Below are 26645 nucleotides of genomic sequence, written 5' to 3'. Positions count from 1 at the left end.
CCCATCAGACTGTATGCGCTCGGATCCGCCGGACAGGCAGAAGAGCGTTCAGCCACTCGCGGGACGGGCCGAGTGCGCGGCCTCGCTCGCGGCGCCGAGGTCGTCGTCCCGCCGATCCAGATCGAACACCAGCCGGTTCGGACGGCGTGGCCGGGACAACGTGGACCGGACGTGTGCGAACGGCGTAGTGCACGAGCCAGGGCTGCCAAACCGCCCGTATGGTGCTTTCATCGACATACGGCGGCACCCGTCCCGAAGCGACACACTCTCCGGGGCTCGGATCCGCTCTCATCACAGCTCACAGCGATTCGCCAGGGAGGGCACATGGCCGTACGGCACCAGCTCATCGCCCGCGAACCGGCCGCTGTCTGGCGGGTCCTCTCGGACCCGGCGCGATATGCCGACTGGGTGGTCGGCACGGCACGCTCCTTTCCCGGGGAGGGCTGCTGGCCCGAGGTCGGCTCCTCCCTCACGTACACGATGCGGCTGGGCTCCAAGGAGTTGCGGGGGCATACAGTCGTGCGGCGTCATGAGCCTCCGCGGTGGCTGGAGTTGGAGGCGCACAGCGGGCCGCTCGGCACGGCGCGCATCGCCTTCGACATCCGGCCCTGGGGCGACGAGACGCTGGTGATCGTCGACGAGCATCCTCTGCGCGGCTTCGCCGGTGCGGCCCACAACCTCGTCTTGGACGCTTTTTTGCAAATCCGGCACCGCGGCATGCTCGGACGGCTGGCGACGGCGGTGGAACGCGACAGCCCCGCGTCGCCCGGCACTTCCGCGTCCGCCCGGAACGGGAGAAGCACGGGGGCCGGAGACCTTCAAGGTCGACTGGGCCCTTGACGGTCCCGTGCCCTGGACGGCTCCGGAGGCGGCCTCGGCCGGCACCGTACATCTCGCCGACGGGGTGGACGACCTCACGCGGTTCGCGGCGCAGATCGCCATGGGCCGGATCCCCGACCGGCCGTTCGCACTCCTCGGCCAGATGACGACGTCCGACGCGACCCGTTCGCCCGCCGGTCCGGGTTCCGGCATCGCATCCTGGCCCGCCGCGTGCTCGCGCCGCCCACGCTCCAGGCCGCTGACTGCGATCTGCGCGACGGAGCTGTCAACGGCGGTACGACCGCTCTCCACCAGCAGGCGGTGTTCCGGCCGGTCCCCGGGATCGGCCGCCCCGAGACGCCGGTGCGTGGCCTCTATCTGGCCTCCGCGTCCGCCCACCCCGGCGGCGCGGTGCACGGCGCGCCCGGTGCCAACGCGGCCGGCGCCGCGCTCCGCGCCCACGGCGCCGGCCGAATGCTCACCACGACGCAGTGCGCGCTTACCCGCAGGGGCTGTGGTAGCGAGACCCATGGCCCGTGACTCCGCATTGGCAGCCCTCTCCCGGAAGCACGCCGGACAGGCTCGCGCGCAGGCCACCATCCGCAGCACCGAACGCACTTGGCGGCAGGCCGAGTCTCGTGCCAGTTCCGCAGTCCAGCCGCGAGTTCCGCAGGCATCACTCACGCCCGGCATTCGTTCCTGGCGATCTTCTGGCAACGGACGGGGCGTCCAGATCCTTGCCGAGGGTGACTGGAGGTCCTTGCGGTCCCATGTCCCACCATGAAGCCGCACACGTTACGACGTGGTCAATGTCGGAAAAGGGAGGCAGAGTGGTGGTTACCTCCAGCGTGGCCGGAGTGAAGAGGCCCAGAAGGCCCCATCGGCGCCTGGGTGAGCGATCCGAAAGCCCCCTTATCGGTGATTTGCGTACAATTAGGTGTGCGCCGCCGTTAAGTCCATGGCGTGCGAGAGCTCGACAGGAAGGGCCTTCTCATGTCGAAGAAGCGCAGCCACGCCCCGCAGGGTGAAAGTCCGAGCCGGTTCAAGGGACGCGATCAGCACGGATGGTCGCCGGACGTGGACGAGACATCCCAGCAGGACAACCCCAGCGCGCATCGCTCCTTCCACCCGGACCGCTACGCCCCCGAACCCGACGCGAGCCGCGAGCCCTCCCCCGGGGACAAGAAGCGGTCGACCGAGGGCACACCGGTCGAGAGCCGTACCCGGCGCGGCGAGAACCAGGCCAGGAAATCCAAGAGCGAAGGCATGCACGACACCGGTCCCAAGGGGCGCACGCGGCGCCCCAGTGGCAGCAGGGACGCCTCCGCCCACACCGGGGTGGACCCTCAGGAGCCGCAGGACCGCAAGGACCGCAAGGACTCTCGGAACTGACCATTGGAAGCGGCCATCAGGCCGCGTTCTCACTCTCACTCTCACTCGAACAGCGAAGGAGTCCCGTCATGGAGACAAGCCCGACCGTGACCTCGCCACCCACCGGCAAAAACGGCACGGTCAAGGGGAAGACGGATATAGCTGACTCGGTCGTATCAGCCATCGCCGGTATAGCGGCCAGGGAGACGCCCGGGGTATACGCGATGGGCGGAGGTGTGCCCAGGACTCTCGGTGCCATGCGCGACAAGGTCGGCCGCTCGGACGACCCCGCCAGGGGCGTGAAGGTCGAAGTCGGCGAGAAGCAGGCGGCGATCGACCTCGACATCGTCGTCGAGTACGGGACACCGATCGCTGAAGCCGCCGAGAACATTCGCGTGAATGTCACCGACGCCGTGCAAAGAATGACAGGGCGGGAAGTCGTGGAGGCCAATGTGAGCGTTCTCGACGTACACGTACCCGGCGTCGGCGACGGGGACGACGGCGGTTCGCGGGAGTCCGCACGCGCACAGTGAGCCGTGCCGACACACCAGCGACTGGTCGAGCGGACTCTTGAAATCGCACACGCTGTGTAGCCGATGGGCGTTGTGGAAGTCCGCTTCACATGATCCGGGGCAGTGGGCCGCTTCCCCGGGCTGGTCAGCCCCCTGCGGTGGTCCACCACGCGGGCGACCAGGCCGAGTTCGGCCATCAGCTGGCGACGGTCCTCTGGTCGCTGATCACACCGGACGATCTGTCGCGCCTCTGAGATTTGATGGCCCCCGCCTTCGTGGGCGGGGGCTCCGTGCTGCGTGGATCCACAGATCTGGACAACGCTCGATAGCGTCGCCTGGTCTACCTCACTGAGATCACCGGAACCAGCGAATCCGACAGCGAGGACCACGGCCGGTACTTGCGTCTGAAGATGCACTGCCTTGCTGGGAGGAGGAAGGTGGAAACGCGGGGGGTCTGCATCATTCGATGAGGCTCGTCGCGCTTGTGGTGCGAGGCGCGCTCTCCTAGATGTGGGCCGCCATGCTGGCCCGGGGGCTTTGAAAAGGGGCCCTGGGCCGGAGAGGCTGCATTCTTCAGAGGGAAAATGCTATGGACACCAGCACCAAGGCGACTCTAGCCGCCGGCGTCGCGGCGGGTTACGTCGTCGGACGCACAAAGAATGGGAAGCTCGCCCTCGTTCTTCTGTCCGCCGTAGCGGGCCGGAGTCTGGATCCCTTGTCTCTGATCGGCCAGGGAGTCAGGAAACTCGCCGAAAGCCCCCAGTTCGGTCAGCTCGGCGAGCAGGTTCGGGGCGAGTTGCTGAATTCTGGACGTTCAGCTCTGTCCGGAATGGCGAACCGACGTGTCACCTCGCTCACCGAAGCCCTCCAGCAGCGCACGCGCTCCTTGCTGGAAAGCGAAGCGGAAGAGGAACCGGAGGGCGCGGAGGAGGAACCGGAGGAGGACGAGGAAGCCGAAGACCGCTCCGCCGAGGCGGAGGAGGACGACACGGAAGAGCCCCCTCGGCGCTCGCGGCGCCGGCCGTCGAGATCGGCGTCGGCCGAGAAACCCACCGACAGGAAGCCCGGGCCGAAGAATCCTCCCGCCAAGAAGGCCATGGAGAAGAAGGCAGCGGACAGAAAGGCGGCGAAGGACAAGGCTTCGGGCCGGACGGCCGCGAGGAAGCCTGTCGCCAGCCGCGGTAGGCGGAGGTGAGCCGGGATGACGAAGACGGACGAACGCCCGAAGGCCGACGCCACTTCCCCACTTGAGGAACTGCGCACGGAGCTCGGCAACTACGTCGGGGCGCGGGCCCAGCGGATGGTGGGATCGGCCGTCGGCAAGCTGACAGATCTCGCCAGTTCCCCGAACGGCTCGGGGCCCGGCGCTGGTGGGGGCATGCTGGCCATCGGTAAACGTGTACTCGGCGGCGAGTCGCCTGTGAAGGCTTTTCTCGCCGAGAACTTCAAGGGCGCCAAAGACAAGGTCGTTTCCGGCGTCAAGGAGGCCCTGGGCGGAGGTGGGGGGAAAGCGGGAGACACGAAGGTGACCAATATCGTCGAGGTCATCGACATCGGGCTGCCACTGCGCAGCGTGTACGACCAGTGGACGCAGTTCGAGGATTTCAGTTCGTTCACCAAGGGAGTTCGCGGCGTCGACATGTCCGACGAGATCGAATCGGACTGGAAGCTCAAGGTCGGCCCCTCCAGCCGGAGTTGGAAGGCCACGGTGCAGGAGCAGGTGCCGGACGAGCGGATCGTCTGGACTTCCGAGGGCGCCAAGGGCACCACCCGCGGGGCCGTGAGTTTCCACGAGCTGACCCCGGACCTGACCCGCGTCGTCGTGGTGGTCGAGTACTACCCCTCCGGCTTCTTCGAGAAGACGGGCAATATCTGGCGAGCCCAAGGACGCCGGCTCCGTCTGGACCTGAAGCACTTCCAGCGATACGTGACGCTCACCGACGAAGACGCCGAAGGCTGGCGCGGTGAAATCCGCGACGGCGAAGTCGTCCGCAGTCACGAAGAAGCCCTCGAAGAGGAAGAGGAGGAGCGAGCGGCGGAAGAGGAAGAAGAGCCGGAGGGCGAACTCGAAGAGGACTACGACGACGAGGAAAAGGAGGAGGAGAGCGAAGAAGAAGAGGCCGGTTCCAGGAGCGGATAGCCGGGGCGGGCGGGACGCGGCCGGCGGCCACCGCTCGCACGCACCGCCGCTCGCGCGCACCGCCCGAGACTCCACCCGGGGCCGGGGCGGTCATCTCGTAGCTCCCTCGCACGCCGTACCGTCCTCGCCCGCTCGGAGCGGCTTGCGCAGTGCCGACCGTCCCTGCCGCCACTCGCGCAGTAGGTGCGTGCCGAGCCGCTCCTCCAGCAGTCCGGTGGCCTCGATGCCGAACACCACGTCCGGTTCCAGATGAGGTTCGTCCCTCAGCAGCGGGGTGATGATCTCGTGCCGGACGACCTGTTCGTGGACGGCGTCGGCCTCCACGTGTTCGTCGTAGAAGCGCTGCGTGGCCGGTCCGGCTCCCGCGCGGCGCATGGCCTCGGCCAGCCGGTGCGAGCCCGGTGAGGAGGTCACCTCGACAGCCGCGAAGTGACCGACCAGAGCGCCTCGCAGGGCTCGGTGGAGCCCGAGCAGGGACATCATCGTCACCGGGGCCAGGGCCTCGTCCGGAGACTCGTCGACGTAGCGGCCGTAAGCGTGCTCCAGGCCGAGGTCGTCCATCAAGTCGGCGAACAGGCGCGCGTGGATGTCCTCGGCGCGACCGGCGCCGAACTCGTCGAACTCCACCGCTACCATGGCCGCCTTGGCCCGCCCGTGGAGTCGCGGAATCACCCAGGCATGCGGGTCCGCCTCCTTGAGGTGGTACAGGGAACGCAGCGCCGCGTACTCGCGTAGCTGTTCCAGTCGGCCATCATGCTGCAGATAGTGGCTGACGCCTGTGCCGTCGTCGGCCGGCTCTGCCAGGATCTGCGCCAAGGCCGCCTCGGCGCCGACGGTGCCCGGCGCGTCCGCTCGCAGGGCGTCCAGGTAGCGTCGCTCCAGTTCGCCGCGCAGCCGCAGCAGTTCCGGGTCCCACTCTCGGTCGTCATCGACGCCGTCGAACCCCTGATAGTGCAGCTCATACAGTACGTACAGTGCGAGTTGGACATCCCCGCCATAGGGATCGGCTGCGGACACCACCGCCTCCGGCCCTGGCGGGGGGCGCTCGCGGTCACGCAGGGACGCCAGTATTGCCGCAGACAAGTCGCCGCGCGGAGTCGGCAGTCCTGCGCGGGTGAGTCGGGACTCGATGTACTCCGTCGCGATCATTCCGGGCCTCCGCCCTTGTCGTCGGCGCAGGTGGGGTCGGAGCCGTTGGCCCAAGGGGCCCTGTCAGTACTGGTGGGGGGTCTGCGCGGCTCGGACGCTCTGCGGCGGTGGCTGGTGTCGCACCATGGGTAGGTGCGGCTACGGCGGCATGTGCACACCGCCACCACGAAACGTTCCGAGGTGACGGTCACACCGTCATCGCCCGTGACGGTGACCGGCCCTTCCACCAGCATCGGACCGTTGCGTTCGAGGCATATCCGGCGGGGGCGTTCAGGGTTGTTCGGCACGTATGACCACCAGCTCTTCTTTGTCTTGTCCTTCGTCCAGCAGGCCGCGTCCACGCAGCCATGCCAGTCGGGAACGCATGACCGGCCCGAAGGGGATCAGCATGCGGTCACTGACGTGCGCGCGCAGGCCGACAACCGCCAGCCGGTCAATCGTGATCTCGGTCCCGCACAGCCCGGAGTGGACCATGAGCAGCACGCCCCGGGGCCGAAGCGTGTTCGCGGCGCAGGCGCAGACCTGGTCCACCAGCGCACGCCCGTCGTGTCCGCCGTTCCAGGCACGGGCCGCTCTGCTCCGCAGCAGTCCGACCGGGGGCGTGGGGACGTAGGGCGGGTTGCTGACTACCACGTCGTAGCGCCCGCCATACGACAACGCGATCGCGGACACGTCACAGCGGCGTACCGTTACTCGCTGACGGGACAGAGTGGCGTTCACGCGGGCACACAGCACCGCCCGTCGCGAGACATCGACGGCTGTCACCCTGGCGCCGAGCCGGGCCGCGCACAGGGCCAGCACTCCGGTCCCCGTGCCGAGGTCGAGAACGTCCATGCCTGGCCCGACGCCCTCTTTGTGAATGGCCTGCATCAACAGGTGAGAGTCCTGCTGCGGAGCGTAGACACCAGGTATCGCCAGCGTGCGCTGTGGTTTGTCGGTTCGTAGTACGGCCATGAAACCGCCACCTCGTCTTCGGATGGAATCGCGCCCGACCTGCTCTTCCAGAGTCGGCGTGACGAGGACGCGGGACCACTCGGGGCGGTCATGGAACGCGTGTACCGCCCATGGGACGGGGCCCTTACATGGGGCCGGTGGCGGTCGCCGTCGGTGTTACCGGCCGGTGGCCCCGGAATGGAGCGACGGGCGATGTCCGGTGATATGTGTGACGGTAACGACGATGGTGACGGGGTCCGGTATGCCGTGGCGGGTTACGTGTGAACCGATCGCCGATCGGACATAGTCGCGGACATCGCGTGCGGTGTCCAGAGCGCGGCGGTCGTCGGTGAGTACACAACGGACTTCGATGTGCCAGGCACCGGTTCCGGGGGTGTGTTCGACGTGGATGCCGGCCTCGGGGGGCAGCGCCGGGGAGCCGATGGCCTCCCGGACCCGGTTGGCGGCGTGGGCCAGGGCCTGGCGGAGGCTCGGCTGCAGTTCGGCCACCCCGGGGACCGCCAGCGCCGCCCGGGCGGCGGTGCGCTCGATGCGTGTGGTGTTTCCGGCGGTCACCGTCCACTCCTCTTCTGTTCCGCGTGTTCGGCAGAGGCTGTGGGCGTCAGAGGCTCCAGTACGGACACGATTCTCAGGTCGATGCCGCTGATGGCGAGACCCAGCTTTTGTGCGGCGGCGTACGCCACGGCCCGGCGCACCGCGGTGGCCCGACCGGGGAGGGGCAGGTCAAGGGTCATGGAGAGGGTCATGGAGAGGGTCATGGTGATGGTCACCTTGTTGCTGCCATCGTCGGGGCTGAGGCGGCAGCTCGCGGCGCGCACTCCGGGGACGCGGTCGGCGGCACCGCGCAGGACCTTCGCCACCGTGGTCTCCGCGATCCGCAGTTCCTGCGCGGGATCGTCCAAGGGCAGCAGTCGGCCGAGCCGCACCTCGGCGCGTACCGCGCGCATGACTCGTCGTGCGACCGTGTGAGCGCTGAGGTGTTCCGCACGGAGTGTGCGGGTGGTGTCGTCCAGAGCTGTCAGCCCCTCGACCGTCTGTCGGCAGAATACGCAGTCGGTCGTGTGGGGGTCGTTCTGGTCGATGGGGGCGCGGGCCTGCTGCCAGACGTGGCTGACCCGTCGCCCGCAGGGCAGCCGCTCGTCCCCGACGAGCTTTGCGGCGTCTACATCCTGGTGCGAGGCGGCCGGCTCGTCGCACGGGCGTGTGGCACGGGGGTCGTCTAGCGCCATGAGGACATCTCCTTCATCAGCGTGCGCCGTGCCCGGAAGAGCCTGCCGCGTACGGTCTGTTCGCTCTCACCCAAGACCTGTGCGACCTCCTCGTACGACAGTCCGTGCAGCTCCCGCAGGATCCAGCAGGCACGCTGGCCGGGCTGGAGGTCATGGAGCGCTCGATCCAACGCTGCCGTGGCAGCCGCGCTTTCAGCGGCACGAGCGGGCTCGCCACCGGCGTCGTGGGCCGTCGGTTCGGGAACGGCGTCCAGGGAAACCGGAGGAGCTTGCCCCCGCAGGACATTGAGGCATCGGTTGGTGACAATGCGGTACATCCACGTGCGGAACGTGGCGTCCCCGCGGAACTCCGGGAGCCGCCGCCATGCGCTGATGAAGGCGTCCTGCACGGCCTCCTCAGCGTCCGAGAGGTTACCCAGCATGTGGTACGCCAGTGCCAGCAGCGGTGCACTGTGGCGATGGACCAGTACGGCGAACGCGTCGTCATCGCCTTCAGCGGCCCGGGTGACCAAGATCCCGTTGTCCAAGCCGCCGAGGTCGTCGCCAGGATCACCGATCGGCTCGGCCGCGGGCGCGTCCGGCCCAGTGGCCGGGCTCGGGGCCGCACGCCGGGGTGGTGAGAGTCTTCCCTGCTTCGCATCCACTGTTCGCTTCCCGAGCGAGGCTCTCGTCGGGCCGCGTGACCGCTCCCGCGCTCGTTGCCTGATAACGCGGCCCGGCCAGGCGCCCATGTTTTGAGCTTACGTGATGCACAGAACGGATAAGTGTGACGATTTCGGATTTTATGTGTCCAACCTTGTGACGGGCACTGATCCGGTGTCCGCATCCCCCCGGGAGAACGTCATGACGGACACGACACAACGCCCGGCCGCCAAAGAAAACTGGGCTGCCGACAAGACATCGGCACAGCAAGGCCCGAAGGGCGGCCTCCGCCCGCCGGAGAGTCGCGGGCGGACCACGATCGCGGACAGCGTCGCGGAGAAGATCGTCGGGATGGCGACCCGCGAGGTCCCGGGCATCCACAACCTCGGTTCCGGAATGGCACGGACCATCGGGGGCGTCCGTGAGCGGGTGCCAGGCGCACAGCCCAGCGTTACCCGCGGTGTGCACGTCGAGGTGGGCGAGCGCCAGGCGGCTGTGGATGTTGACGTGGTCGTCGACTACGGCTTCCCCATCGTCGACGTCGCCGCGGATGTCCGCACCAATGTCATCTCGGCCATGGAACGCATGACCGGTCTGGAGGTCGTCGAGGTGAACGTCGCTGTCGACGACATCGATCTGCCGGGGGGCGAGGACGAACGAGACGATCGGTTGGAGTGATCCACGGATCTCCCCTCTCCCTCCGCGCACGGCTCCCGGCCGCACGCCAGGGAAGAGGCCACGACGTGAGAAGGGTGCATACGATGAACACAACTGTGGTGGGACTCGCGACCGGCCTGGCACTGGGTTTCGCAGGCTACTTTGGCGGCTTCGGCGCTTTCGTCGTCGTGGCAGTCCTGGGCCTGGTGGGCCTGATCGTTGGCTACCTGGCGCGCGGCGATGTGCATGTCTCCGACTACGTGCCCACCCGGAGGAGTGATGGACGCCGGGAGACGTTCCGAAGCGGTGATGGACACCAGGAGACCTTCGAACATCGGCGGAGCACTTACGGAACCGCCCCCCGGGCCGAGTACAGGACGCGGGTGCGGTGAGCGACCGGCCCTCGCCGCTGAGTGACCAACCCTCGCCGCGTCCCTTCCCCGGCGGTCGAGGAGACTCAGGCACCGGCACTCCGTCCCTCCCGGCTCCCGCCCTGCGCGGTGCGACGCTGATCCCCGGCACCGTGGTGGCGCGTATCGCCGCCCGAGCGGCGCGTGAAGCCCTCAGACTCCAACGTGAAGCTCTCAGCCACCCAGGAGGCGGCGAGCCTCCCGCGCGCCTGGGCGGCCCCCGCTCCACAGCCACCGTCCACGACGGGTCGGCCTGTCTCGGAATCTCCCTGGATCTGCCCTATCCCATCGATATCGCCCGCACCTGCGGCGAGATCCGCCACTACATCGCCGAACGGGTGGATCAGCTGACCGGCATGCGTATCGACGACGTCACTGTGTCCGTCCGGCGCCTTGTCCCCGGCGAGAGCCTGCGGCGAGGAAGAGTCCAATGACCTGGCGGCACCACGTCGACGACAGGATGATCATGACTTCCCGTAACCCGAACGCCCCGCCGGAACACGGCGGCGAGCTCTCGCGCCCGCAACCGGACACCACCGCGACAGCGGCGGTGAATTCGCCGCAACACGGTTCGCCACCCATTGAACAGCCGAGTCAACACGCGCCTGCGCACGCACCGACCCGCCGTCCTTGGGGAGCACGCGGGTTCCCCGCCGCTGCGGCGGTCTCGCTGATCCTGCTCGCAGCCGGCGCCCTGCTCTTCGAAGCCGTCTGGGTGCGCACCGGACATCCCGCCACCGCCTGGTGGACCCGCCTGGCCGACGAACTCGCCACCCGTCCCGTAGACGACGTCTGGATCCTTACCGGCGCCGTTGTCGCCGCCGCCCTGGGCCTATGGCTGATTGTCCTTGCCCTCACCCCCGGCCTGCGACGCCAATTGCCGTTGCGGGTCCCCTCCGACAGGCATGGACGAATGCGTGCGGTACTTGACCGCAAGAGCGCGGGCCTGCTCCTGCGCGACGCCGCCATGCGGGTCCCAGGGGTCAGCGCAGCCCGAGTCCGGGTGCGTCGACGCAAGATCACAGTCCGTGCCGACATCCGGTTCCGCGACACAGCCGACGTCAAGGACGAGCTCACCGACACCATCCGGCGCGAAGAACGCGAACAACTCGCCCTGGCCCGCCCACCGCGGTCCACGGTCCGCGTACGCCGGAGCTCGACCTGATGCTCTCAGGCCCCAGGTACGCGGACAAGCACGGGAGAAGACGATGAGGGAACACACCAAGACCAACCGCATTCTTCTGGTCCTGCTCGGACTCGTACTCCTGGGCGGCGGACTCCTGACGCTTGCCGCCGGCGCCGACCTCTATCGGCGCTGGGGCCTCACACCACCCGCCGGCTGGCCGCTGACCACACCGCAAGACGTCCTGATCCCTCGGGCCGACCAGGCCCGGTGGGCCGATCAGGCCTGGTGGTGGCCGACCGTCATCGCGGCCCTGGCCCTGCTCATACTGCTCGCCCTGACGTGGCTGCTGTGCCGGCACCGCCGGTGGCGCCCTCGCCAACTGCCCGTCGCGGGCACCCCCCGGAAAGCCGTGTCAGTCAATGACCACGCTCTGAACGACGCCCTCACCACAGACCTCACCACGCTGCCCGGCACCCGGCGCAGCAGGGCACGCGTGTCCGGGCCTCCCACTCACCCACAGGCCCTCATCGCTCTCACCCTCGCCCCCGGCATCACACCGGAGCACGTACTCGAAGACGTAAGCACCGCCGTGGAACGGGCCCGCCAGTCCGCCGGCTGGGACCAGCTGCCTTCGCTTGTCCGCCTGGACGTCTCCCGCCACGGCCCGCGCCGAGCCGAATGACATCGGCATCACGATCGCGGAGCTCGCGTCCAAGGTCCGGAGAGTGTGGTGGGTGCCGTGTGAGGCGCCGCGGCCCGGAGATCGTCGGGCGGCTCTTACAACAGCGGCGGCCCACTCCCCCTGTCGGCTCAATCCCACTGGTTGGGCCTATGCGTCGCGCCCCGTACGAGGGCGAGCGCATCGCGGCTGTAGGGAGACGTCCGCCGCTCACGGAACGACGTCGTCGGTCAACGCCCCAGCAGTCGCGGAGTGCTTGCTGCGGATGCGGTGCGCGAGAGAACGATGAGACTTGGCGTATGGCAGAACAACCTCGGACGCGGCCAAGATCCACATCAACCGCGACTCGTCGGCATGCCTCACCCGGACATGGAACGGAAGGCGCCGCACGAACCGCGCGCGAGCGACTGGAGAGCCTGATCAGCCACCGTACGGAAGGTGTGTCGGGTGTACGGCCCACCGACGACGGCTGGTGTGTCGTCGTGGATGTCCTGGAGCTCGCCCGGATCCCGGACACCACGAGTCTGCTGGCTTCCTACGAGGTGTACATCGATCAGGACGGTGAACTCCTGGAATACCGCAGGGTCCGCCGTTACCGAAGAGGCGCCGCCGACGAGTGAGCGTAGCGAGCCGATCTGCTGACGAGAGGACGCGCCATGAGAACGACCACCTACTCCGACGAGGTCGCGTACGTACCACGCGCCGGCACGTTGTACGACACGCTGGAACTCATCCTGGACAGGGGCATGGTAATCGACATCTTCATCAGAGTCTCCCTGGTCGGCATCGAGATCCTCAAGATCGACGCCCGGATCGTCGTGGCGAGCGTCGACACGTACCTCCGGTTCGCCGAGGCGTGCAACCGGCTGGACCTGGAGCTCGACTCGCGCAGTGCGACGGTCCCCGAACTCTTCGGCGGCGGGGTCACCAAGGCTGTCGGCAAGCGCAAAGTGAAGAAGGCGGCCGAGTCGGTGGGAGACAAAGTACGCCACGCGATTGGCGGCGGCGACGAGGACTCCGAAGATTCCGAGGAGTACGAGGAGACCAGGCCGCGGCGCCGCGTTCCCGCCCGTACCGGCACACGCCGTCGCTCCGTGGAGGACTGACCGGTGACAGGCGACGGTGTGTACGTCTACGCGATCGTCCGGGGGGAGCAGCGCGCCCCGCGAGGAATCGCCGGTGTGGGAAGCCCGCCGCTTCCTCTTCGTGTCCTCGTGGAGGGGCGGCTCGGCGCAGTAGTCAGTGACGCTCCGCCGAAACTGCGTGCCCGGCGCCGCGACCTGCTCGCCCACCAGGACCTTTTGCTGCGGCTCACCGCCGGCGGGCCGGCTCTGCCGATGCGGTTCGGCATGGTCGCACCGGACGAGGCGGCGCTCCGCGCGCAGTTGGCCGCGGCCGAGGATCGTCACCTCACAGCTCTGGAACGGATCGCCGGTCGGGTTGAGGTGAACCTCAAAGCGTTCGCCCCGTCCGACGCGCTGGCGCCTCTCGTCCGAGAGGACAAGAACGTCCAAATGCTTCGTGAAGCCGCACGGCGACGTCCCGGTTACGAGGCGAATCTGCGCCTGGGCGAAGCGGTGGCCACGGCGCTCTCACGCAGAGCGGCGGAAGCGGGACGGGATGCCGTACGGAAGCTGACACCTCTGGCCCACGCTGTCGTTGCGGGGCCTCAGGTCCCGGGGTGTGTGCTCAATGTGTCCTTCCTTGTCGACAGCGCGACCGACGGACGGTTCCGGGCCGCGGCACAGAACTTCGCCGCGAACCGCCGGGACCGCGTGGAACTGCGTGTCGCGGGACCGCTGCCCTGCTACAGCTTCGTTGATGCCGACGGCTCACTCGCGGGCGCGGGAGCATGACATGGGTCTGATCAGCGGACTCCTTCTCTTCCCGTTAGCCCCGGTTCGCGGAGTGTCGTGGATCGCTGAGCAGCTCATGGACGCCGCCGACCGTCAGATCCATGACCCAGCCCTGATTCGCGCTCAACTCACGTTGCTGAACCAGGAGTTCGAAGATGGACATCTCAGCCTCGAAGAATTCGAAGAGGAAGAGGAACGGCTACTCGACCGACTGGACGAAACGGGAGCCGGACCGGGCGAGCGATCGAAGGTGGCGCACTCATGGATGAAAGTACCAAGGTAACGCTGGCCGCCGCGGTCGCGGCCGGCTACGTGCTGGGCCGCACCAAGAAGGGACGGCTCGCCCTCACCGCTGTGACCTTCTTGGCGGGCAGGCGCTTCGGCCTCGAACCGCGGCAACTGGTCGCTGAGGGAGTACGGCGCCTCGGCCGGGTCCCACAGGTGGCGGAGCTCCAGGAGCAGCTGCGCACCGAGGGTCTCGAAGCGGCTCGTAACGCACTGACGGCTGTCGCCAGCCGGAAGCTGGGGTCTCTCGCGGACGCGATCAGTGATCGCACGCTCGCCCTCAGCACCAAGGACGAGGAGCAGGAAGACGAGTACGAGGAAGAGCCCGAGGAGGGCGAGGAGGAAGACGAGTACGAGGAGGAGGAAGAGCCGGAGGAGGAGGAACCGCCCAGGCATCATCGCCGGGGCGCCCGCGAATCCGGCAGGCCGGCCCACTCCGGTCAGCGCAGGTCCGGTGGGGTGGCGGCCCAGAAGCCGGCGTCCGCCGGCTTGCACGGGGCCAGGAAGGCAGCCACGTCCAGGCGTGCCGCTTCCACCAAGACGGCGGCTGCGAAGAAGGCGGTCAAGAAGATCCCCACGCGCGCCGATCGCCGGAGGTAGTCCGACATGACCAGGGCAGCACAGGACACCTCCGATTCCGGCGTTTCAAGTCTCGGGCGAGTGCGCGAAGAGATCTCGAACCATCTCGGCGCCCAAGTGGCGCGCCTGGCCGAGAAGGCCGCCGACAAACTGACGGATGTCACCGGTCAGCTCACCGACGTCGCGGAGAACGGCGGAAAGCTGCCCGCGCTCGGTTCCCGTCTCCAGGGTGAATCACCGCTCAAGGCGATCCTCTCGGACAAGGCGAAGGGCGTGAAGGACAGCGTCGTGGGCAAAGCCAAAGAGGCTCTCGGCGGCGGCAGCGGGGGACGCAAGCCAGGAGACACCAAGGTGACGAGCATCATCGAAGTGCTCGACGTGGGAGTGCCCCTCCGTACGGCCTACGACCACTGGACGCGGTACGACAAGTTCAGCGGCTTCACCAAAGGCGTACGCGATGTGTCGCAGAGCGATGAGGTGACGAGCGACTGGAAGACCAAGGTCGGTCCCTCAACTCGTGCTTTCAAAGCGACCGTTCAGGAGCAGGTGCCCGACGAGCGCATCGTATGGACCTCGGAAGGCGCCAAGGCCACGGTCCGGGGGGCGGTCAGCTTCCACGAGCTGGCGCCGGCCTTGACCCGGATCGTCCTTGTCGTCGAGTACTACCCGTCCGGCTTCTTCGAGAAGACCGGAAACCTGTGGCGCGCACAAGGGCGGCGTCTGCGTCTGGACCTCAAACACTTCCAGCGTTACGTCACGCTCACCGACGAAGAGCCCGAGGACGCCTGGCGGGGCGAGATCCGTGACGGCGAGGTCGTTCGCACCCACGAAGAGGCGATGGAAGAGGAAGAGGCCGCACAGGCCGAGGAGGACGACGACACCGAAGCCGCTGACGAGGACGAGGAAGACGGCGAGTGGACGGACGAGGACGACGACGAGCCGGATGAGGACGAGGAAGGGGAAGAGGCCCGGTGACCGCCGTCGACTTCAGACACGATGGCGCGCCCGGCTACAGCGCGAGCACCACCAACCTCGCCGACATTCTCGAACGCGTCCTCGACAAAGGCATCGTCATCGCAGGCGATATCAAGATCGACCTGCTCGACATCGAACTGCTGACCATCCGGCTACGGCTGTTCGTCGCGTCGGTGGAGACCGCCAAAAAGGCCGGCATCGACTGGTGGGAGACCGATCCGGCTCTCAGCTCGCGCGCCGCCCGCACGGCCCTCCAAGACGAGAACGATGAACTCCGCGCCCGCCTGGAAGCCCTCGAATCCAGTCTCGAACAGGCTCCGCCCCCGACGCCCACCAAGGAGAGACGAGGGACATGACCGCCCCTGGCCCCGCTCCGCGGAAACACACCGCCACCTACGTGTTCGCGGTCTGCGGACACGTCGACCACAGCACTCTCGCAACGCTCCCCGGGCTCGGGGAGAACTCCCCGGTGCGGCCAATGCCCTTCGGCTCGCTCACAGCCGTCGTGCAACATGTCGAGGCAGCGCACTTCAGCGAGGACGCCTGGCGCGAACGCCTCTCGGACCACCAGGAACTGGAGCGCTGCGCCCGTGCTCACCACGACGTGATTTCCGCGGCCGCCATGCGGGGACCCACGGTTCCCCTTCCCCTGGCCACGCTCTACCGGAGCGACGAGCGAGCGCGACAGGCCCTTCGCCAGGACACCGAACGCTTCCACAACGCCCTGCGGCGTATCGAGGGACGCGTCGAGTGGGGGGTGAAGGTGTACACACCGACCACACCCCCGCCCACCGCCACACCCCCGCCCACGGGGCCGGGCCGTGGCCGCCCGTCCTCCGGCGACGGCCGTGCCTATCTGGACCGTAAGCGCGGCATCCAGAAACGGCGCGAACAGCACCACGACGAAGCACTGCGCACCGCCGAGACCGTCGACATGGCGATGCGCACCGTTGCCGCAGCGTCCCGGCGCCTGCGTACACACGCTCAGGAACCGCTGGAGCCGGGCAGAACGCAAGTACTCAACGCCGCTTACCTGGTGGACGAGAAGCGGATCGACGACGTCGCCCATACGGTCATGGGACTTCGCCGTTCGACCGGCGCGGACATCGAGATGTCCGGACCATGGGTGCCCTACTCCTTCGTCGGCGAGGTGTGAGGATGACGACGCGTGAGCCCGCACCCTGGGCCACTCCGGAGCCGCTGACCGGTCCCATCGGAGTCCCCCTTGTCGATCTCCTCGACCGTGTACTGGCGACCGGCGTGGTCGTGAGCGGCGACCTTGTCATCGCGATCGCCGATGTCCCGTTGGTCAGACTGTCACTGCACGCCCTGCTCTCCTCCGTGAGCGAACGAGTTCCCGCCCCTTGGGCGGACGGAGGACCCCTATGACCAGTACGCGGATCGACGTGGACCGCGATCAGATGGGACGCGACCTGGTCGCCCTGGTCCTGACCATCGTGGAACTCCTGCGTCAGCTCATGGAACGCCAAGCGATCCGCCGGGTGGAGCAGGGCGACCTCACCGACGAGCAGGTCGACCGGATCGGTACCACACTCATGCTTCTCGACGAACGCATGAATGAACTCTGCGAACAACACGGACTCAGCATGGAAGACCTCAATCTGGATCTCGGCCCCTTGGGAACGCTCCTGCCCCGCGACTGACACACAGGTGATGCGGCAAGCTGGTCGCCGAACTCGACGCCCGCACCGCGGAACTGGTGAGGCGCCATGCCGACGCCACGGTGGAACGCGCCGGCCGGACACTCGACGCCCGGGCACGGCCGACGCCGCCGCGTGGCTCACCGAGGACGACCTGTACGAGGTGCGCGAGCCGGTCGCCCGTCGTCTGCCCCAGCTGGACCGCCTCCTGATCACCGCGCTGACCGGCTCACAGTCCGATGGCTGGCTTGGGCCCCATGCAGGACCCGGCCGAGAATGCTCGCCTTTCGTCGACAGGTCCGGCAGTGCCGGAGCGGGGCAAGGCGGTTAGGTTCACCCCGGCGATGTGACATCTCGTGACAGATGAGAGGGTCAGGCGGGTGAGTGAGACACCGACGCACACCCTGCAATACCGCTTTGACGGGCCAGAAGACGCACCCGTCCTGATCTTGGGGCCCTCACTGGGTACCACATGGCACATGTGGGATCGCCAGGTGCCCGAGCTGGCCCGCCAGTGGCGGGTGCTCCGCTTCGATCTGCCCGGCCACGGCGGCGCCCCCGCGCACCCCGCGGCCGGCGTCCCCGAGCTGGCGGAACGGCTGCTGGCCACGCTCGACGGGATCGGGGTGCAGCGGTTCGGCTATGTGGGCTGCTCCATCGCCGGTGCCATCGGTGCCGAGTTGGCGCTGCGCCGCCCCGACCGGGTCGCCTCGCTCGCGCTGGTCGCGGCCTCGCCCCGGTTCGGTACGGCCGACGAGTTCCGGCAGCGAGGGGTGATCGTCCGCGCGAACGGGCTGGACCCGATGGCCCGCAGCGCGCCCGAGCGCTGGTTCACTCCGGGCTTCGCCGCCGCCCAGCCCGCCATCGTCGAATGGGCCGTCCAGATGGTCCGTACCACCGACCCCGGGTGCTATATCGCCTCCTGCGAGGCACTGGCCGCCTTCGACATCCGGGCGGAGCTGGGCCGTATCACCGTACCGACCCTGGTGCTGGTCGGCGCGGAGGACCAGGTGACCGGGCCCGCCGAGGCGCGCACGCTGGTCGCGGGGATACCGGACGCCCGGCTCGCGCTGGTGCCCGGAGCCTCCCATCTGGCGCCCGTCGAGCAGCCCGCCGCCGTCACGGATCTGCTCGTCCACCACTTCTCCACCGCCTGGTACAACCCGTCCGACACCTCCACCGGTCTCACCGTCCTGCCCGACCGCGGACCCGCGCCCGCGCTCTCGGCGACGATCGGCCCGATCGCGGAGATCGCCCCCGCCGAGCAGCCCGAGGCCGTGACCACCGGGCGGCCCGACCCGTACGAGGCGGGCATGCGGGTGCGCAGGCAGGTCCTGGGCGACGCCCATGTGGACCGCGCCATGGCCGCCGACGACTTCACGGGCGACTTCCAGGAGCTGATCACTCGCTACGCCTGGGGCGAGGTATGGACCAGGGAGGGCCTGGACCGCCGCACCCGCAGCGCCGTGACGCTGACGGCGCTGGTCGCGGGCGGCCATCTGGAGGAGCTGGCCTTCCACACGAGGGCCGCGCTGCGCAATGGCCTCACCCCCGCCGAGATCAAGGAAGTCCTGATCCAGACGGCCGTGTACTGCGGAATTCCGGCCGCCAACACGGCGTTCCGGGTGGCGCGGACCGTGATCCAGGAGGAGACCACGCCCGAGGCGTAGGAGGATGGCAGAGTGCGCGCGGATACGCGGCACCGACAGCGAGGGAGGCGGTCAGCGGTGAAGCTCACCAAGAAGACACATGCCTGCGTCCGGCTGGAGAAGGACGGCCGTACGCTCGTCATCGACCCCGGTGTCTACACCGAGGACGATGCCACCACCGGCGCGGACGCCATCCTCGTCACCCACGAGCACCCCGACCACTTCCACGAGGCGCATCTGCGGGCCGGTCTTGAGGCCAACCCGGCGGCCGAGCTGTGGACGCTGCGCAGCGTCGCCGACCGGATCTCCGCCGCCTTCCCCGGGCGTGTCCACTCGGTCGGCCACGGCGACACGTTCTCCGCCGCCGGTTTCGATGTCCGGGTCTACGGCGAGCTGCACGCGGTGATACACCCGGACATCCCGCGGATCACCAATGTCGGCTATCTCGTGGACGGCTCGGTCTTCCATCCCGGCGACGCGCTGACCGTCCCCGACCACCCGGTCGAGACGCTGCTGCTGCCCGTACAGGCGCCCTGGAGCAAGATCTCCGAGGTGATCGAGTACGTACGCGAGGTCAAGCCGCGCCGCTCCTTCGACGTCCACGACGCGCTGCTCACGGAGCTGGCCCGGCCCTTCTACGACACCCAGATCGGTGGTCTGGGCGGCGCGGAACACGGCAGGCTCGCCCCGGGCCGCTCCGTCGATCTGTGACTGTCGGACCCCGCCGATAGGCTGTCCCGCATGCGCATCGCGACCTGGAACGTCAATTCGATCACCGCCCGGCTGCCCCGGCTGCTGGTCTGGCTGGAGAGCACCGGTACGGACGTGCTGTGCGTCCAGGAGACCAAGTGCACGGAGGAGCAGTTCCCCGCCGAACAGCTCCGTGAGCTGGGCTACGAGTCCGCGGTCAACGCCACCGGACGGTGGAACGGGGTGGCGCTGATCTCCCGGGCCGGCCTGACGGACATCGTCCGGGGGCTTCCCGGCGGACCGCAGTACGAGGGCGTGACGGAGCCGCGCGCCATCGCCGCGACCTGCGGCCCCGTCCGCCTCTGGTCGGTGTACGTGCCCAATGGCCGCGAGGTCGGCCATGACCACTACGCGTACAAACTGCGCTGGCTGGAGGCGCTGCGCGTGGCGGTGGCCGACGACGCGGCGGGCGCGCGGCCGTTCGCGGTTCTCGGTGACTTCAATGTGGCCCCGGCCGACGAGGACGTGTGGGACATTTCCCGCTTCGAGGGGGCCACGCATGTCACCCCCGCCGAGCGTGCGGCGCTCGCCGCGCTGCGCGAGGAGGGGCTGTCCGATGTGGTGCCCCGCCCGCTCAAGTACGACCGCCCGTACACCTACTGGGACTACCGCGAGCTGGGCTTCCCGAAGAACAAGGGCATGCGTATCGACCTGGTCTACGGCAACGCGCCGTTCGAGGGCGCGGTCAAGGACAGTTACGTCGACCGCGAGGAGCGCAAGGGCAAGGGCGCCTCGGACCACGCCCCTGTGGTCGTGGACATCGACGTCTGAGGAGTCCGGGGAGTCCGGGGAGTCCGGGGAGTCCGGGGAGTCCGGGGAGTCCGAGGGGTCCGCGCGCCCTATGGTGCCCCGGCAAGGGGAATGGCACGCTGAGTGGTATGAACATCCCTTTCTTGGACAACTGGCGCAAGCGGCACGGCGGCGAGGACGGGACAGCGCTCGCCTCCGTGGTCGACAGCGACCCGGAGGGCGTGGCCGAATTGCTCGCCGAGTGCGAGCTGCTGCGTGCCCGTGCGGGGCAGAACGGTCTTGAACTGGACGACTCCCCGGCCTCGTTGGAGGCCCTTGACCAGCTGCCGCCGCACTGGCGCGACGACCCCGAGGAGCTGCCCTGGCTGGGCAATGACGCGGGGCTGTATCTGGGCACGGTGATCGTCCGTACGGTGCCCGGCGCGGTCTGGCACATCTGGCCCGGCGGGCACCCCGTGGTGCGTCTCGTCTCCGGGCGCGAGATCCAGGTCGTCGAGTCCGGTCTCGACTGGGCGGCGACCGGAGCGCCCGAGCTGTCCCAGGTCTACGCGGAGGCCGCCGAGGCCTGACCCCGGCCTCAGCCGCCGAGGCCGGGGTCAGGCCTCCTGCGCAGTAAATACGGCTTATGCCCCACGTGTGCGTGTCGAGTGCGAAGTCCCTTGTCCGGCTGGATAGTTTGCGCTGACTTCGACTCAGCCGGGAGTGGGTGGGGCAGCGCATGGCCGTCGATTCATTGATCGAACTGCGGGGCGTCAACAAGTACTACGGACCGTTGCATGTCCTCCAGAACATCGATCTGACGGTCGCCCGCGGGGAAGTGGTCGTGGTCATCGGCCCGTCCGGCTCCGGGAAGTCCACGCTCTGCCGGACCATGAACCGGCTGGAGACGATCGAGTCGGGCCTGATCACCATCGAGGGAATGCCCCTGCCGGCCGAGGGCCGCGGACTCGCCCGGCTCCGCGCGGAAGTGGGCATGGTCTTCCAGTCGTTCAACCTCTTCGCGCACCGGACCGTGCTGGACAATGTCTCGCTCGCGCAGATCAAGGTCCGCAAACGCAAGAAGGAGGACGCCGACCGGCGTTCCCGGGAACTGCTCGACCGCGTGGGACTCCTCTCGCAGGCCGACAAGCTGCCCGCGCAGCTCTCCGGCGGCCAGCAGCAGCGTGTCGCCATCGCCCGCGCGCTCGCCATGGACCCCAAGGCCCTCCTCTTCGACGAACCGACCTCGGCGCTCGACCCGGAGATGATCAACGAGGTGCTTGAAGTCATGCGGCAGCTCGCCCGCGAGGGCATGACGATGGTCGTCGTCACCCATGAGATGGGCTTCGCCCGCTCCGCCGCCAACCGCGTGATCTTCATGTCCGACGGCCGTATCGTCGAGGACCGCACCCCGGAGGACTTCTTCACCGCCCCGGAGAGCGACCGGGCGAAGGACTTCCTCTCCAAGATCCTCAAGCACTGAGGGGGTGCGGTCCATGATCTCCGGTCGCGCACCGCGTACGAGGAGAACCCTTACGGCGCTCCTGTCCCTCCTGCTCGCCCTGCCGGCGGCGCTCGCCGCCGGCTGCGGAAAGCCGGGCAGCCCGCCCGTGAAGGGCCCGCGGGCCGACGCGCTGCCCCACTACCGGGTGGACACGGCCTTCCGGCTGCCCGACTCACCGACCTGGACCACGGCGAAGCGGCGTGGGTATCTGATCGTCGGTGCCAAGGAGGACCAGCCGTACATGGGGGAGAAGGACCCGGCCACCGGCGTCTACTCCGGCTTCGACATCGAGATCGCCAGAATGATGTCGGCGTCCCTGGGCTTCGATCCGAAGACCATCCGCTTCCGTACGATCGCCTCCGCGAACCGGGAGACCGCCCTGCAGAACGGGCAGATCGACTACTACGTCGGCACGTACACCATCAACGAGAACCGCAAGAAGCTCGTCGGATTCGCTGGCCCCTACTATCTGGCCGGGCAGTCGCTGCTGGTGAGGGCCGACGAGCACGGCATCCACGGGCCCCGGGACCTCGAAGGGAAGCGCGTCTGCTCGGCCGCCGGATCGACCCCGTACCAGCGGATCCAGCGGGACTACCCGCGCATCCAACTCGTCGGCTACGACACGTACTCCGTCTGTGTGGACAATCTGCTGACCTACCAGGTCGACGCCGTCACCTCCGACGACACGATCCTCCAGGGCTACGCGGCCAAGGTGCCCGGCGAACTCAAGGTGGTCGGCAAACCCTTCTCGAAGGAGCCCTACGGCATCGGCGTTCCGCGCGGCGACAACGCGCTGCGCCTCGCGCTCGACGACGCCCTCGCGGTCAACGAGAGGAACGGCAACTGGCAGAAGGCGTACGACGCGACCCTCGGCCTCTCCGGGCGCCGGGCCACCCCGCCCCCGCCGATCGACCGTTACCCGGCGAGCTGAGGCAGGAACCATGGACGTACTCACCAACAACCTCTCCCTCTACGGCGAGGGCTTCCTCGGCACGGTCGAGCTGACGGTCTACGCCTCACTGCTCGCGCTGGTCCTCGGGTTCGTGATGGCCTCGTTCCGGGTCGCGCCGGTCCGCGCCCTGCGGGCGCTGGGCACCGTATGGGTCACCGTCCTGCGCAACACCCCGCTGACACTGCTCTTCTTCGCGGTGGTCCTCGGGCTGCCGCGCTTCGGTCTCGTCCTCCCCTTCCAGCTCTTCGCGGTCCTCGCGCTCGGCTGCTACACCTCCGCGTTCATCTGCGAGGTGCTGCGCTCCGGCATCAACACCGTGCCCAAGGGGCAGGGCGAGGCGGCCCGGAGCCTCGGGATGACCTTCGGGCAGACCCTGAACGGTGTCGTGCTGCCGCAGGCGTTCCGTTCGGTCATCCCGCCCATCGGCTCCACCCTGATCGCTCTCGCCAAGAACTCGGCGATCGCGGGGGCGTTCAGCGTCACCGAGCTGCTCGGCACATACAAGAGTCTGAGCGAGATGGGCTACAGCATCATCTGGACCTTCGTCTGGATCGCCGTCGGCTATCTGATCATCACCCTGTCCATCAGTGCGGTGTTCCACTTCATGGAGAAGCACTGGGGAGTCGCCCGATGAGCTCGACGGCCTCGAAGTCACCGAAGTCACCGAAGCCCCCGCGGACGGTGCGGACGGCGCGGACGGCAAAGACGTCCCGCAGCGACTCGACCGCGCTGTACGACTTTCCGGGGCCCCGGACGGAGCGGCGGCACCGCTGGTACGGCGTGCTGGCGACGGCCGCCGTCGCCGCGCTGTTCGGCTGGCTGCTCTATCTCCTCTTCGCCACCGACCAGTTCACCGCCACCAAGTGGACACCCTTCGAGTACCAGGGCATCCAGGATCTGCTGCTGCGCGGCCTCGGCAACACGCTCAAGGCCTTCGCGTACGCGGCGGTGCTCTCGCTCGTACTCGGCGCGGTCCTCGCCTGTGGCCGGCTCTCCGAGCACCGGCCGGTGCGCTGGGCGGCCACCGCGCTGGTCGAGTTCTTCCGCGCCATGCCCGTACTGGTGATGATCTTCTTCATCTTCGTGGCGCTGAAGGTCCAGGCACTGCCCGCGCTGGTGGCGGGACTGACGCTCTACAACGGCTCCGTGCTCGCCGAGGTGTTCCGTACCGGAGTCAACTCGGTGGAGCGCGGTCAGCGGGAGGCGGCGTACGCGCTCGGCATGCGCAAGACGCAGGTCATGACGTACGTGCTGGTGCCGCAGGCGGTCCGCGCCATGCTGCCCACGATCATCAGTCAACTGGTGGTCGCTCTCAAGGACACATCACTCGGCTATCTGATCACCTATGAGGAGTTCCTCCATGCCGGAAAGCTCATCGCCTCGAATCTCGACTACGATTTGCCGTTCATCCCTGTGGTGATGGTGATCTCACCGATCTACATCGGGATGTGCATGCTGCTCTCCTGGTTCGCCCACTGGCTGGCCGGGCGGCAGCGGCGCAACCCGAGAACAGAGGCCGTGGGCGTCGCCCCGGCCTCCCCAGGGACGCTGCTGCCGGGCGGGCAGTAGCTCAGGGGCAGTGGCCCGTCCGGCGGCAGCCGGAGATCACTTCTCGTACGGATCTCGTACGGACGGGAAGAAGGTCAGCTGTGCGCCGGTCGGGTTGTGCTCCACCCGGGAGCGCGCCCGGCGGGCGGGCCACGTGAGACGCGCCACCGTTGACGCGCCGTGCTAGGCGGCGGCCGGGACGGGCTCGTGGGCCGCCCGCGTCACATCCGCGACCAGCTCCACCACATCGGGGCCGTACGCCAGCGAGTTGACCACCTTCAGCAGCAGACAGAACGAGTTCCCGCCGTGCTTGCGCGCCAGCTTCTCGTGGTGGCGGAACAGATAGCGCGTGGCCGCCTGGTTGGTGATCGCCCGCTGGCCGCAGAAGAGGAAGACCGGCCGGGCCTCCTCCCCGACGGTGAGCCGCGCCAGCAGGACGTACTCGGTGACGCCCCCCTCCGCGCGGTAGCGCTCGGAGCCGATCCGGAACGAGCCCCGGTCCGGCCCGGGTTCGGTACTTGTGTCGACTTTCACACCGGGCAGCAACGAGCTGAGATGCGCGGCCATCCGGCGATTCCCTTGTGTTCCTCGTCGCCGACTCTGGATTCAATGGCCAGTGGCCGCAAGCTGACCTTGATCTGCGTGTGCTCCGGCTCCCAGGCAGGAGTGGACTCGGCATCCGCCAGCAGCTCCATCGCCTCGGTCCAGACACCCGAAGCAAGCCAACGTTGCGCCTGCGTCCGCAGCGAACGATAATTGCCGTACTCGGCGGGCAGATCCGGCCAGCGCAGGTTGGTACGCGCCTTGTGAAGCAGTGCCTCCACGACCATCCGTCGATCCAGCGTGGACCGTGAGCCGCCCATCAGGGACTTGATGCGCCCCCATCCCTCGTCGGTCAGGATCGGTACGCCGCGCCGACGCTCGGTAAACCAGCCCCGGACGGTGCACTCCGCGCCGCGCTGACGCGGTACGGCGCGGACCACCACGGCCTGCATCTCAAGCAGTTGGAGAAGTTCGGCCTTCTCCACCGACTCCAGATTGCGCAGGTTCTTGCGCGCCATGTCCGCCAGGCGCTCGAAATCGTGCAGTCGCTGAGCGGACTCTTCCGCCTCGCGCTGGTATGCCACAGCTTCACGCTGCTGCTTCTCCAGCCCTGCGCGATTCTCTTCCAGGGGCTCGATAGCCCGCTCCACGGCCTCTTCCGCCTCGGCGCCACGCAGGCCACGCCTGGCAGCCTGCCGTGCCGCCACGGCCATAGTCACGTCGATCACGTCGGACTGCTCCGCGATCTGCTGGTCAAGCTGGGCGATTCGCGCGGTGTAGTCCATCTGATGCTGCGCCATGGCATCGATCCGGTTCATAGCCATGGCCTTCATGCGCTCCGCATCACCGAGGAGCTTCACGACATCGTCCCAGACCTGCTTCTCTGTGTGCTCAGCCTCCAGCGGAGGGCATGAGCACGTTCCGCCGGCGCCGGGATAGTCCTCCTGCTTGCCCAGGCATTCATAGACGACGGAGTCTGCATGGTTCCGGTGCCCCCGGTACAGCTCGCCGCACACGCTGGTGAACATGCCGCGCAGGATGTAAACGCGGTTGTCCGCCCGCGGTGGCCTCGGTGGCGTCTTGGCGGCGGACTTCAGCTCTTCGATCTCCTCCGGAGTGAAGATCTGGGGCAGCTTGATAGTGACCGTCTCTCCGTAGACAGTGCTGCCGTCTTGGTACCTCGCTGCGGCCTTGCCGCGCCAGACGACGTGCCCCTTCAGCACGGCATCACCAAGCAGTCGGCCGCGGATGTTCTTCCGCGTCCAGGGCTTGCCGTTGCGCTGGAGGTAGCCCTCACTGTTCAGAGTCAGGGCGACGATGTACCAGCTCCGCTTGGCGATGAAGATCTCTCGCCCGCGACGCAGAGTCCTGGACTCCGTCTCGCTGACTGCGTAATAGGAGATGCCCTTCTTGCCCTGCTCGGCCACATTCCAGCCGAACGGCACGACGCCTCCCGGATAGAGGCCGTCTTCGGCCTTCTCCTGAATACCGCCCTGGGTGCGCGTGCGGATGTTCTCGCGCTCCTCTTCCGCGTAGTCAGCGTCTTTGCGCATCCGGCTGCGGCCCGCCGCCGTGGAGTTGTCGTAGTCGTCTTTGACGACGGCAACGAAGACTCCGAGATCTTCGAGTTCCCAGACCCAGGGCCAGAAGGCTCGTCCGGCGCGGCCGATAGCGCGGCCCTCGCAGACCGTGACCATGTCGAACGGCCGCGGAGTCATGCGGGCGTCCCGCATCAGACGGGAAAGGTCATCCCGCTCATGAGCGGGAAGGCTGCCGCTCACCCCTTCATCGGCGTACGTACCGACGTGATCCCAGCCCTTTTTTTCGATGTACCGGACAGTCTTCTTGCCCGTGTACTGAATGCCGTAGCCCTTCTTCTGTTCCTCCGTACTCACTCGCAGATAATCCACAGAGCGGATGCGAAGG

At 68.1% G+C, this 26645-nt stretch carries 34 protein-coding genes and 3 pseudogenes; 29 read left to right on the top strand and 8 right to left on the bottom strand.

Annotated elements, in window-relative coordinates; genetic code table 11:
* Positions 1-324 precede the first annotated feature (324 nt).
* From ACFRMN_RS19525 to ACFRMN_RS19500, 6 genes and pseudogenes are all read left to right on the top strand, one after another.
* Positions 325-840: an SRPBCC family protein gene (locus ACFRMN_RS19525; protein ID WP_383020988.1), complete on the top strand. Its 516-nt coding sequence runs from the start codon at positions 325-327 to the stop codon at positions 838-840.
* Positions 815-1359: pseudogene (locus ACFRMN_RS19520) on the top strand (NAD(P)/FAD-dependent oxidoreductase); the annotation flags it as partial. The gene ACFRMN_RS19525 and the pseudogene ACFRMN_RS19520, both read left to right, overlap by 26 nt.
* A 537-nt stretch (positions 1360-1896) precedes the next feature.
* Positions 1897-2211, top strand: coding sequence for a hypothetical protein (locus ACFRMN_RS19515; protein WP_383020986.1), 315 nt, complete (start codon positions 1897-1899; stop codon positions 2209-2211).
* Between the two features lie 68 nt (positions 2212-2279).
* Positions 2280-2723 (top strand): Asp23/Gls24 family envelope stress response protein, encoded by a 444-nt coding sequence (locus ACFRMN_RS19510; protein ID WP_383020984.1) that lies wholly within the window; start codon positions 2280-2282, stop codon positions 2721-2723.
* Positions 2724-3291: 568 nt separating this feature from the next.
* A complete protein-coding gene (locus tag ACFRMN_RS19505) occupies positions 3292-3897 on the top strand; it encodes a hypothetical protein (RefSeq protein WP_383020982.1) in 606 nt (201 codons plus the stop codon).
* Between the two features lie 6 nt (positions 3898-3903).
* On the top strand, positions 3904-4842 hold the full coding sequence (locus tag ACFRMN_RS19500; RefSeq protein ID WP_383020979.1) for an SRPBCC family protein: 939 nt from the start codon (positions 3904-3906) through the stop codon (positions 4840-4842).
* A 90-nt stretch (positions 4843-4932) separates the two neighbouring features.
* On the opposite strand, the gene ACFRMN_RS19495 is transcribed toward ACFRMN_RS19500, so the two are convergent.
* The 6 genes from ACFRMN_RS19495 to ACFRMN_RS19470 form a co-directional block, all read right to left on the bottom strand.
* Positions 4933-5991, bottom strand: a complete 1059-nt coding sequence (locus ACFRMN_RS19495) for an iron-containing redox enzyme family protein (protein ID WP_383020976.1) — start codon at positions 5989-5991, stop codon at positions 4933-4935.
* Complete coding sequence (locus ACFRMN_RS19490; RefSeq protein ID WP_383021055.1) at positions 5988-6224, bottom strand: CDGSH iron-sulfur domain-containing protein; 237 nt, start codon at positions 6222-6224, stop codon at positions 5988-5990. Before ACFRMN_RS19490 ends, ACFRMN_RS19495 begins: the two co-directional genes overlap by 4 nt.
* A 37-nt stretch (positions 6225-6261) precedes the next feature.
* A complete protein-coding gene (locus ACFRMN_RS19485; RefSeq protein ID WP_383020973.1) occupies positions 6262-6945 on the bottom strand; it encodes a HemK2/MTQ2 family protein methyltransferase in 684 nt (227 codons plus the stop codon).
* A 156-nt stretch (positions 6946-7101) separates the two neighbouring features.
* Positions 7102-7500 carry a hypothetical protein gene (locus ACFRMN_RS19480; RefSeq protein WP_383020970.1) on the bottom strand — a complete coding sequence of 133 codons (399 nt, stop codon included), beginning with the start codon at positions 7498-7500 and terminating at the stop codon, positions 7102-7104.
* Positions 7497-8174: a hypothetical protein gene (locus ACFRMN_RS19475; RefSeq protein WP_383020968.1), complete on the bottom strand. Its 678-nt coding sequence runs from the start codon at positions 8172-8174 to the stop codon at positions 7497-7499. The genes ACFRMN_RS19480 and ACFRMN_RS19475 overlap by 4 nt, the downstream gene beginning before the upstream one ends.
* Positions 8165-8701, bottom strand: coding sequence for an RNA polymerase sigma factor (locus ACFRMN_RS19470; protein ID WP_383020966.1), 537 nt, complete (start codon positions 8699-8701; stop codon positions 8165-8167). Before ACFRMN_RS19470 ends, ACFRMN_RS19475 begins: the two co-directional genes overlap by 10 nt.
* 316 nt (positions 8702-9017) lie before the next feature.
* Between ACFRMN_RS19470 and ACFRMN_RS19465 the strand changes: the two genes are divergently transcribed.
* The 23 genes and pseudogenes from ACFRMN_RS19465 (at position 9018) to ACFRMN_RS19355 (ending at position 24197) form a co-directional block, all read left to right on the top strand.
* A complete protein-coding gene (locus ACFRMN_RS19465) occupies positions 9018-9494 on the top strand; it encodes an Asp23/Gls24 family envelope stress response protein (protein ID WP_383020963.1) in 477 nt (158 codons plus the stop codon).
* Positions 9495-9577: 83 nt separating this feature from the next.
* Positions 9578-9763 (top strand): annotated as a pseudogene (locus ACFRMN_RS19460) (hypothetical protein); the annotation flags it as partial.
* A 98-nt stretch (positions 9764-9861) separates the two neighbouring features.
* Complete coding sequence (locus ACFRMN_RS19455) at positions 9862-10317, top strand: Asp23/Gls24 family envelope stress response protein (protein ID WP_383020961.1); 456 nt, start codon at positions 9862-9864, stop codon at positions 10315-10317.
* Entirely contained in the window at positions 10314-11048 is a 735-nt protein-coding gene (locus tag ACFRMN_RS19450; RefSeq protein ID WP_383020958.1) for a DUF6286 domain-containing protein, read from the top strand. Before ACFRMN_RS19455 ends, ACFRMN_RS19450 begins: the two co-directional genes overlap by 4 nt.
* 43 nt (positions 11049-11091) lie before the next feature.
* Positions 11092-11691, top strand: coding sequence for an alkaline shock response membrane anchor protein AmaP (locus ACFRMN_RS19445; protein ID WP_383020955.1), 600 nt, complete (start codon positions 11092-11094; stop codon positions 11689-11691).
* Between the two features lie 296 nt (positions 11692-11987).
* Positions 11988-12308 (top strand): gas vesicle protein, encoded by a 321-nt coding sequence (locus ACFRMN_RS19440; protein ID WP_383020953.1) that lies wholly within the window; start codon positions 11988-11990, stop codon positions 12306-12308.
* 36 nt (positions 12309-12344) lie between these two features.
* Complete coding sequence (gene gvpJ, locus ACFRMN_RS19435) at positions 12345-12794, top strand: gas vesicle protein GvpJ (protein ID WP_383020950.1); 450 nt, start codon at positions 12345-12347, stop codon at positions 12792-12794.
* A gap of 3 nt (positions 12795-12797) precedes the next feature.
* On the top strand, positions 12798-13544 hold the full coding sequence (locus ACFRMN_RS19430; RefSeq protein ID WP_383020948.1) for a GvpL/GvpF family gas vesicle protein: 747 nt from the start codon (positions 12798-12800) through the stop codon (positions 13542-13544).
* Between the two features lies 1 nt (position 13545).
* Complete coding sequence (locus ACFRMN_RS19425; protein ID WP_383020945.1) at positions 13546-13827, top strand: gas vesicle protein GvpG; 282 nt, start codon at positions 13546-13548, stop codon at positions 13825-13827.
* Complete coding sequence (locus tag ACFRMN_RS19420; protein WP_383020943.1) at positions 13806-14429, top strand: histone protein; 624 nt, start codon at positions 13806-13808, stop codon at positions 14427-14429. Before ACFRMN_RS19425 ends, ACFRMN_RS19420 begins: the two co-directional genes overlap by 22 nt.
* 6 nt (positions 14430-14435) lie before the next feature.
* The gene (locus ACFRMN_RS19415; protein WP_383020940.1) at positions 14436-15383 is read left to right on the top strand and encodes an SRPBCC family protein; all 948 of its coding nucleotides are present in this window, start codon (positions 14436-14438) and stop codon (positions 15381-15383) included.
* Complete coding sequence (locus ACFRMN_RS19410) at positions 15380-15739, top strand: gas vesicle protein (protein ID WP_383020937.1); 360 nt, start codon at positions 15380-15382, stop codon at positions 15737-15739. Before ACFRMN_RS19415 ends, ACFRMN_RS19410 begins: the two co-directional genes overlap by 4 nt.
* On the top strand, positions 15736-16539 hold the full coding sequence (locus ACFRMN_RS19405) for a GvpL/GvpF family gas vesicle protein (RefSeq protein WP_383020935.1): 804 nt from the start codon (positions 15736-15738) through the stop codon (positions 16537-16539). Before ACFRMN_RS19410 ends, ACFRMN_RS19405 begins: the two co-directional genes overlap by 4 nt.
* Positions 16540-16541: 2 nt before the next feature.
* Entirely contained in the window at positions 16542-16772 is a 231-nt protein-coding gene (locus ACFRMN_RS19400) for a gas vesicle protein (RefSeq protein ID WP_383020932.1), read from the top strand.
* On the top strand, positions 16769-17047 hold the full coding sequence (locus ACFRMN_RS19395; protein WP_383020929.1) for a gas vesicle protein K: 279 nt from the start codon (positions 16769-16771) through the stop codon (positions 17045-17047). The genes ACFRMN_RS19400 and ACFRMN_RS19395 overlap by 4 nt, the downstream gene beginning before the upstream one ends.
* Positions 17048-17424: 377 nt before the next feature.
* Entirely contained in the window at positions 17425-18714 is a 1290-nt protein-coding gene (gene pcaC, locus ACFRMN_RS19390; protein WP_383020928.1) for a 4-carboxymuconolactone decarboxylase, read from the top strand.
* A gap of 57 nt (positions 18715-18771) precedes the next feature.
* A complete protein-coding gene (locus ACFRMN_RS19385; RefSeq protein ID WP_383020924.1) occupies positions 18772-19404 on the top strand; it encodes an MBL fold metallo-hydrolase in 633 nt (210 codons plus the stop codon).
* A gap of 30 nt (positions 19405-19434) precedes the next feature.
* Positions 19435-20214 (top strand): exodeoxyribonuclease III, encoded by a 780-nt coding sequence (locus tag ACFRMN_RS19380; protein ID WP_383020921.1) that lies wholly within the window; start codon positions 19435-19437, stop codon positions 20212-20214.
* A 107-nt stretch (positions 20215-20321) separates the two neighbouring features.
* Positions 20322-20762: a DUF6278 family protein gene (locus ACFRMN_RS19375; RefSeq protein ID WP_383020918.1), complete on the top strand. Its 441-nt coding sequence runs from the start codon at positions 20322-20324 to the stop codon at positions 20760-20762.
* A 149-nt stretch (positions 20763-20911) separates the two neighbouring features.
* A complete protein-coding gene (locus ACFRMN_RS19370) occupies positions 20912-21655 on the top strand; it encodes an amino acid ABC transporter ATP-binding protein (protein WP_383020915.1) in 744 nt (247 codons plus the stop codon).
* A 13-nt stretch (positions 21656-21668) separates the two neighbouring features.
* Positions 21669-22607, top strand: a complete 939-nt coding sequence (locus ACFRMN_RS19365; RefSeq protein ID WP_383020913.1) for a glutamate ABC transporter substrate-binding protein — start codon at positions 21669-21671, stop codon at positions 22605-22607.
* A 10-nt stretch (positions 22608-22617) separates the two neighbouring features.
* Complete coding sequence (locus tag ACFRMN_RS19360; protein WP_383020910.1) at positions 22618-23262, top strand: amino acid ABC transporter permease; 645 nt, start codon at positions 22618-22620, stop codon at positions 23260-23262.
* On the top strand, positions 23259-24197 hold the full coding sequence (locus tag ACFRMN_RS19355; RefSeq protein ID WP_383020907.1) for an amino acid ABC transporter permease: 939 nt from the start codon (positions 23259-23261) through the stop codon (positions 24195-24197). The genes ACFRMN_RS19360 and ACFRMN_RS19355 overlap by 4 nt, the downstream gene beginning before the upstream one ends.
* Before the next feature lie 162 nt (positions 24198-24359).
* Here the strand turns inward: ACFRMN_RS19355 and ACFRMN_RS19350 are convergent.
* Positions 24360-24764 (bottom strand): annotated as a pseudogene (locus tag ACFRMN_RS19350) (hypothetical protein); the annotation flags it as partial.
* Positions 24707-26614 (bottom strand): recombinase family protein, encoded by a 1908-nt coding sequence (locus ACFRMN_RS19345; protein WP_383020905.1) that lies wholly within the window; start codon positions 26612-26614, stop codon positions 24707-24709. The gene ACFRMN_RS19345 and the pseudogene ACFRMN_RS19350, both read right to left, overlap by 58 nt.
* Positions 26615-26645 lie beyond the last annotated feature (31 nt).

It is taken from the genome of Streptomyces sp. NPDC056835 (assembly GCF_042789485.1).
GTDB lineage: Bacteria > Actinomycetota > Actinomycetes > Streptomycetales > Streptomycetaceae > Streptomyces.
This window is presented reverse-complemented; position numbering and strand designations above follow the sequence as displayed.

Coding starts and splice junctions, on each gene's coding strand:
- ACFRMN_RS19525 (WP_383020988.1), top strand. CDS start 325: ATGGCCGTACGGCACCAGCTCATCGCCCGCGAACCGGCCGCTGTCTGG.
- ACFRMN_RS19510 (WP_383020984.1), top strand. CDS start 2,280: ATGGAGACAAGCCCGACCGTGACCTCGCCACCCACCGGCAAAAACGGC.
- ACFRMN_RS19505 (WP_383020982.1), top strand. CDS start 3,292: ATGGACACCAGCACCAAGGCGACTCTAGCCGCCGGCGTCGCGGCGGGT.
- ACFRMN_RS19500 (WP_383020979.1), top strand. CDS start 3,904: ATGACGAAGACGGACGAACGCCCGAAGGCCGACGCCACTTCCCCACTT.
- ACFRMN_RS19495 (WP_383020976.1), bottom strand. CDS start 5,991: ATGATCGCGACGGAGTACATCGAGTCCCGACTCACCCGCGCAGGACTG.
- ACFRMN_RS19490 (WP_383021055.1), bottom strand. CDS start 6,224: ATGCTGGTGGAAGGGCCGGTCACCGTCACGGGCGATGACGGTGTGACC.
- ACFRMN_RS19485 (WP_383020973.1), bottom strand. CDS start 6,945: ATGGCCGTACTACGAACCGACAAACCACAGCGCACGCTGGCGATACCT.
- ACFRMN_RS19475 (WP_383020968.1), bottom strand. CDS start 8,174: ATGGCGCTAGACGACCCCCGTGCCACACGCCCGTGCGACGAGCCGGCC.
- ACFRMN_RS19465 (WP_383020963.1), top strand. CDS start 9,018: ATGACGGACACGACACAACGCCCGGCCGCCAAAGAAAACTGGGCTGCC.
- ACFRMN_RS19450 (WP_383020958.1), top strand. CDS start 10,314: ATGACCTGGCGGCACCACGTCGACGACAGGATGATCATGACTTCCCGT.
- ACFRMN_RS19445 (WP_383020955.1), top strand. CDS start 11,092: ATGAGGGAACACACCAAGACCAACCGCATTCTTCTGGTCCTGCTCGGA.
- ACFRMN_RS19440 (WP_383020953.1), top strand. CDS start 11,988: ATGGCAGAACAACCTCGGACGCGGCCAAGATCCACATCAACCGCGACT.
- gvpJ (WP_383020950.1), top strand. CDS start 12,345: ATGAGAACGACCACCTACTCCGACGAGGTCGCGTACGTACCACGCGCC.
- ACFRMN_RS19425 (WP_383020945.1), top strand. CDS start 13,546: ATGGGTCTGATCAGCGGACTCCTTCTCTTCCCGTTAGCCCCGGTTCGC.
- ACFRMN_RS19420 (WP_383020943.1), top strand. CDS start 13,806: ATGGATGAAAGTACCAAGGTAACGCTGGCCGCCGCGGTCGCGGCCGGC.
- ACFRMN_RS19415 (WP_383020940.1), top strand. CDS start 14,436: ATGACCAGGGCAGCACAGGACACCTCCGATTCCGGCGTTTCAAGTCTC.
- ACFRMN_RS19405 (WP_383020935.1), top strand. CDS start 15,736: ATGACCGCCCCTGGCCCCGCTCCGCGGAAACACACCGCCACCTACGTG.
- ACFRMN_RS19400 (WP_383020932.1), top strand. CDS start 16,542: ATGACGACGCGTGAGCCCGCACCCTGGGCCACTCCGGAGCCGCTGACC.
- ACFRMN_RS19395 (WP_383020929.1), top strand. CDS start 16,769: ATGACCAGTACGCGGATCGACGTGGACCGCGATCAGATGGGACGCGAC.
- ACFRMN_RS19380 (WP_383020921.1), top strand. CDS start 19,435: ATGCGCATCGCGACCTGGAACGTCAATTCGATCACCGCCCGGCTGCCC.
- ACFRMN_RS19375 (WP_383020918.1), top strand. CDS start 20,322: ATGAACATCCCTTTCTTGGACAACTGGCGCAAGCGGCACGGCGGCGAG.
- ACFRMN_RS19370 (WP_383020915.1), top strand. CDS start 20,912: ATGGCCGTCGATTCATTGATCGAACTGCGGGGCGTCAACAAGTACTAC.
- ACFRMN_RS19365 (WP_383020913.1), top strand. CDS start 21,669: ATGATCTCCGGTCGCGCACCGCGTACGAGGAGAACCCTTACGGCGCTC.
- ACFRMN_RS19360 (WP_383020910.1), top strand. CDS start 22,618: ATGGACGTACTCACCAACAACCTCTCCCTCTACGGCGAGGGCTTCCTC.
- ACFRMN_RS19355 (WP_383020907.1), top strand. CDS start 23,259: ATGAGCTCGACGGCCTCGAAGTCACCGAAGTCACCGAAGCCCCCGCGG.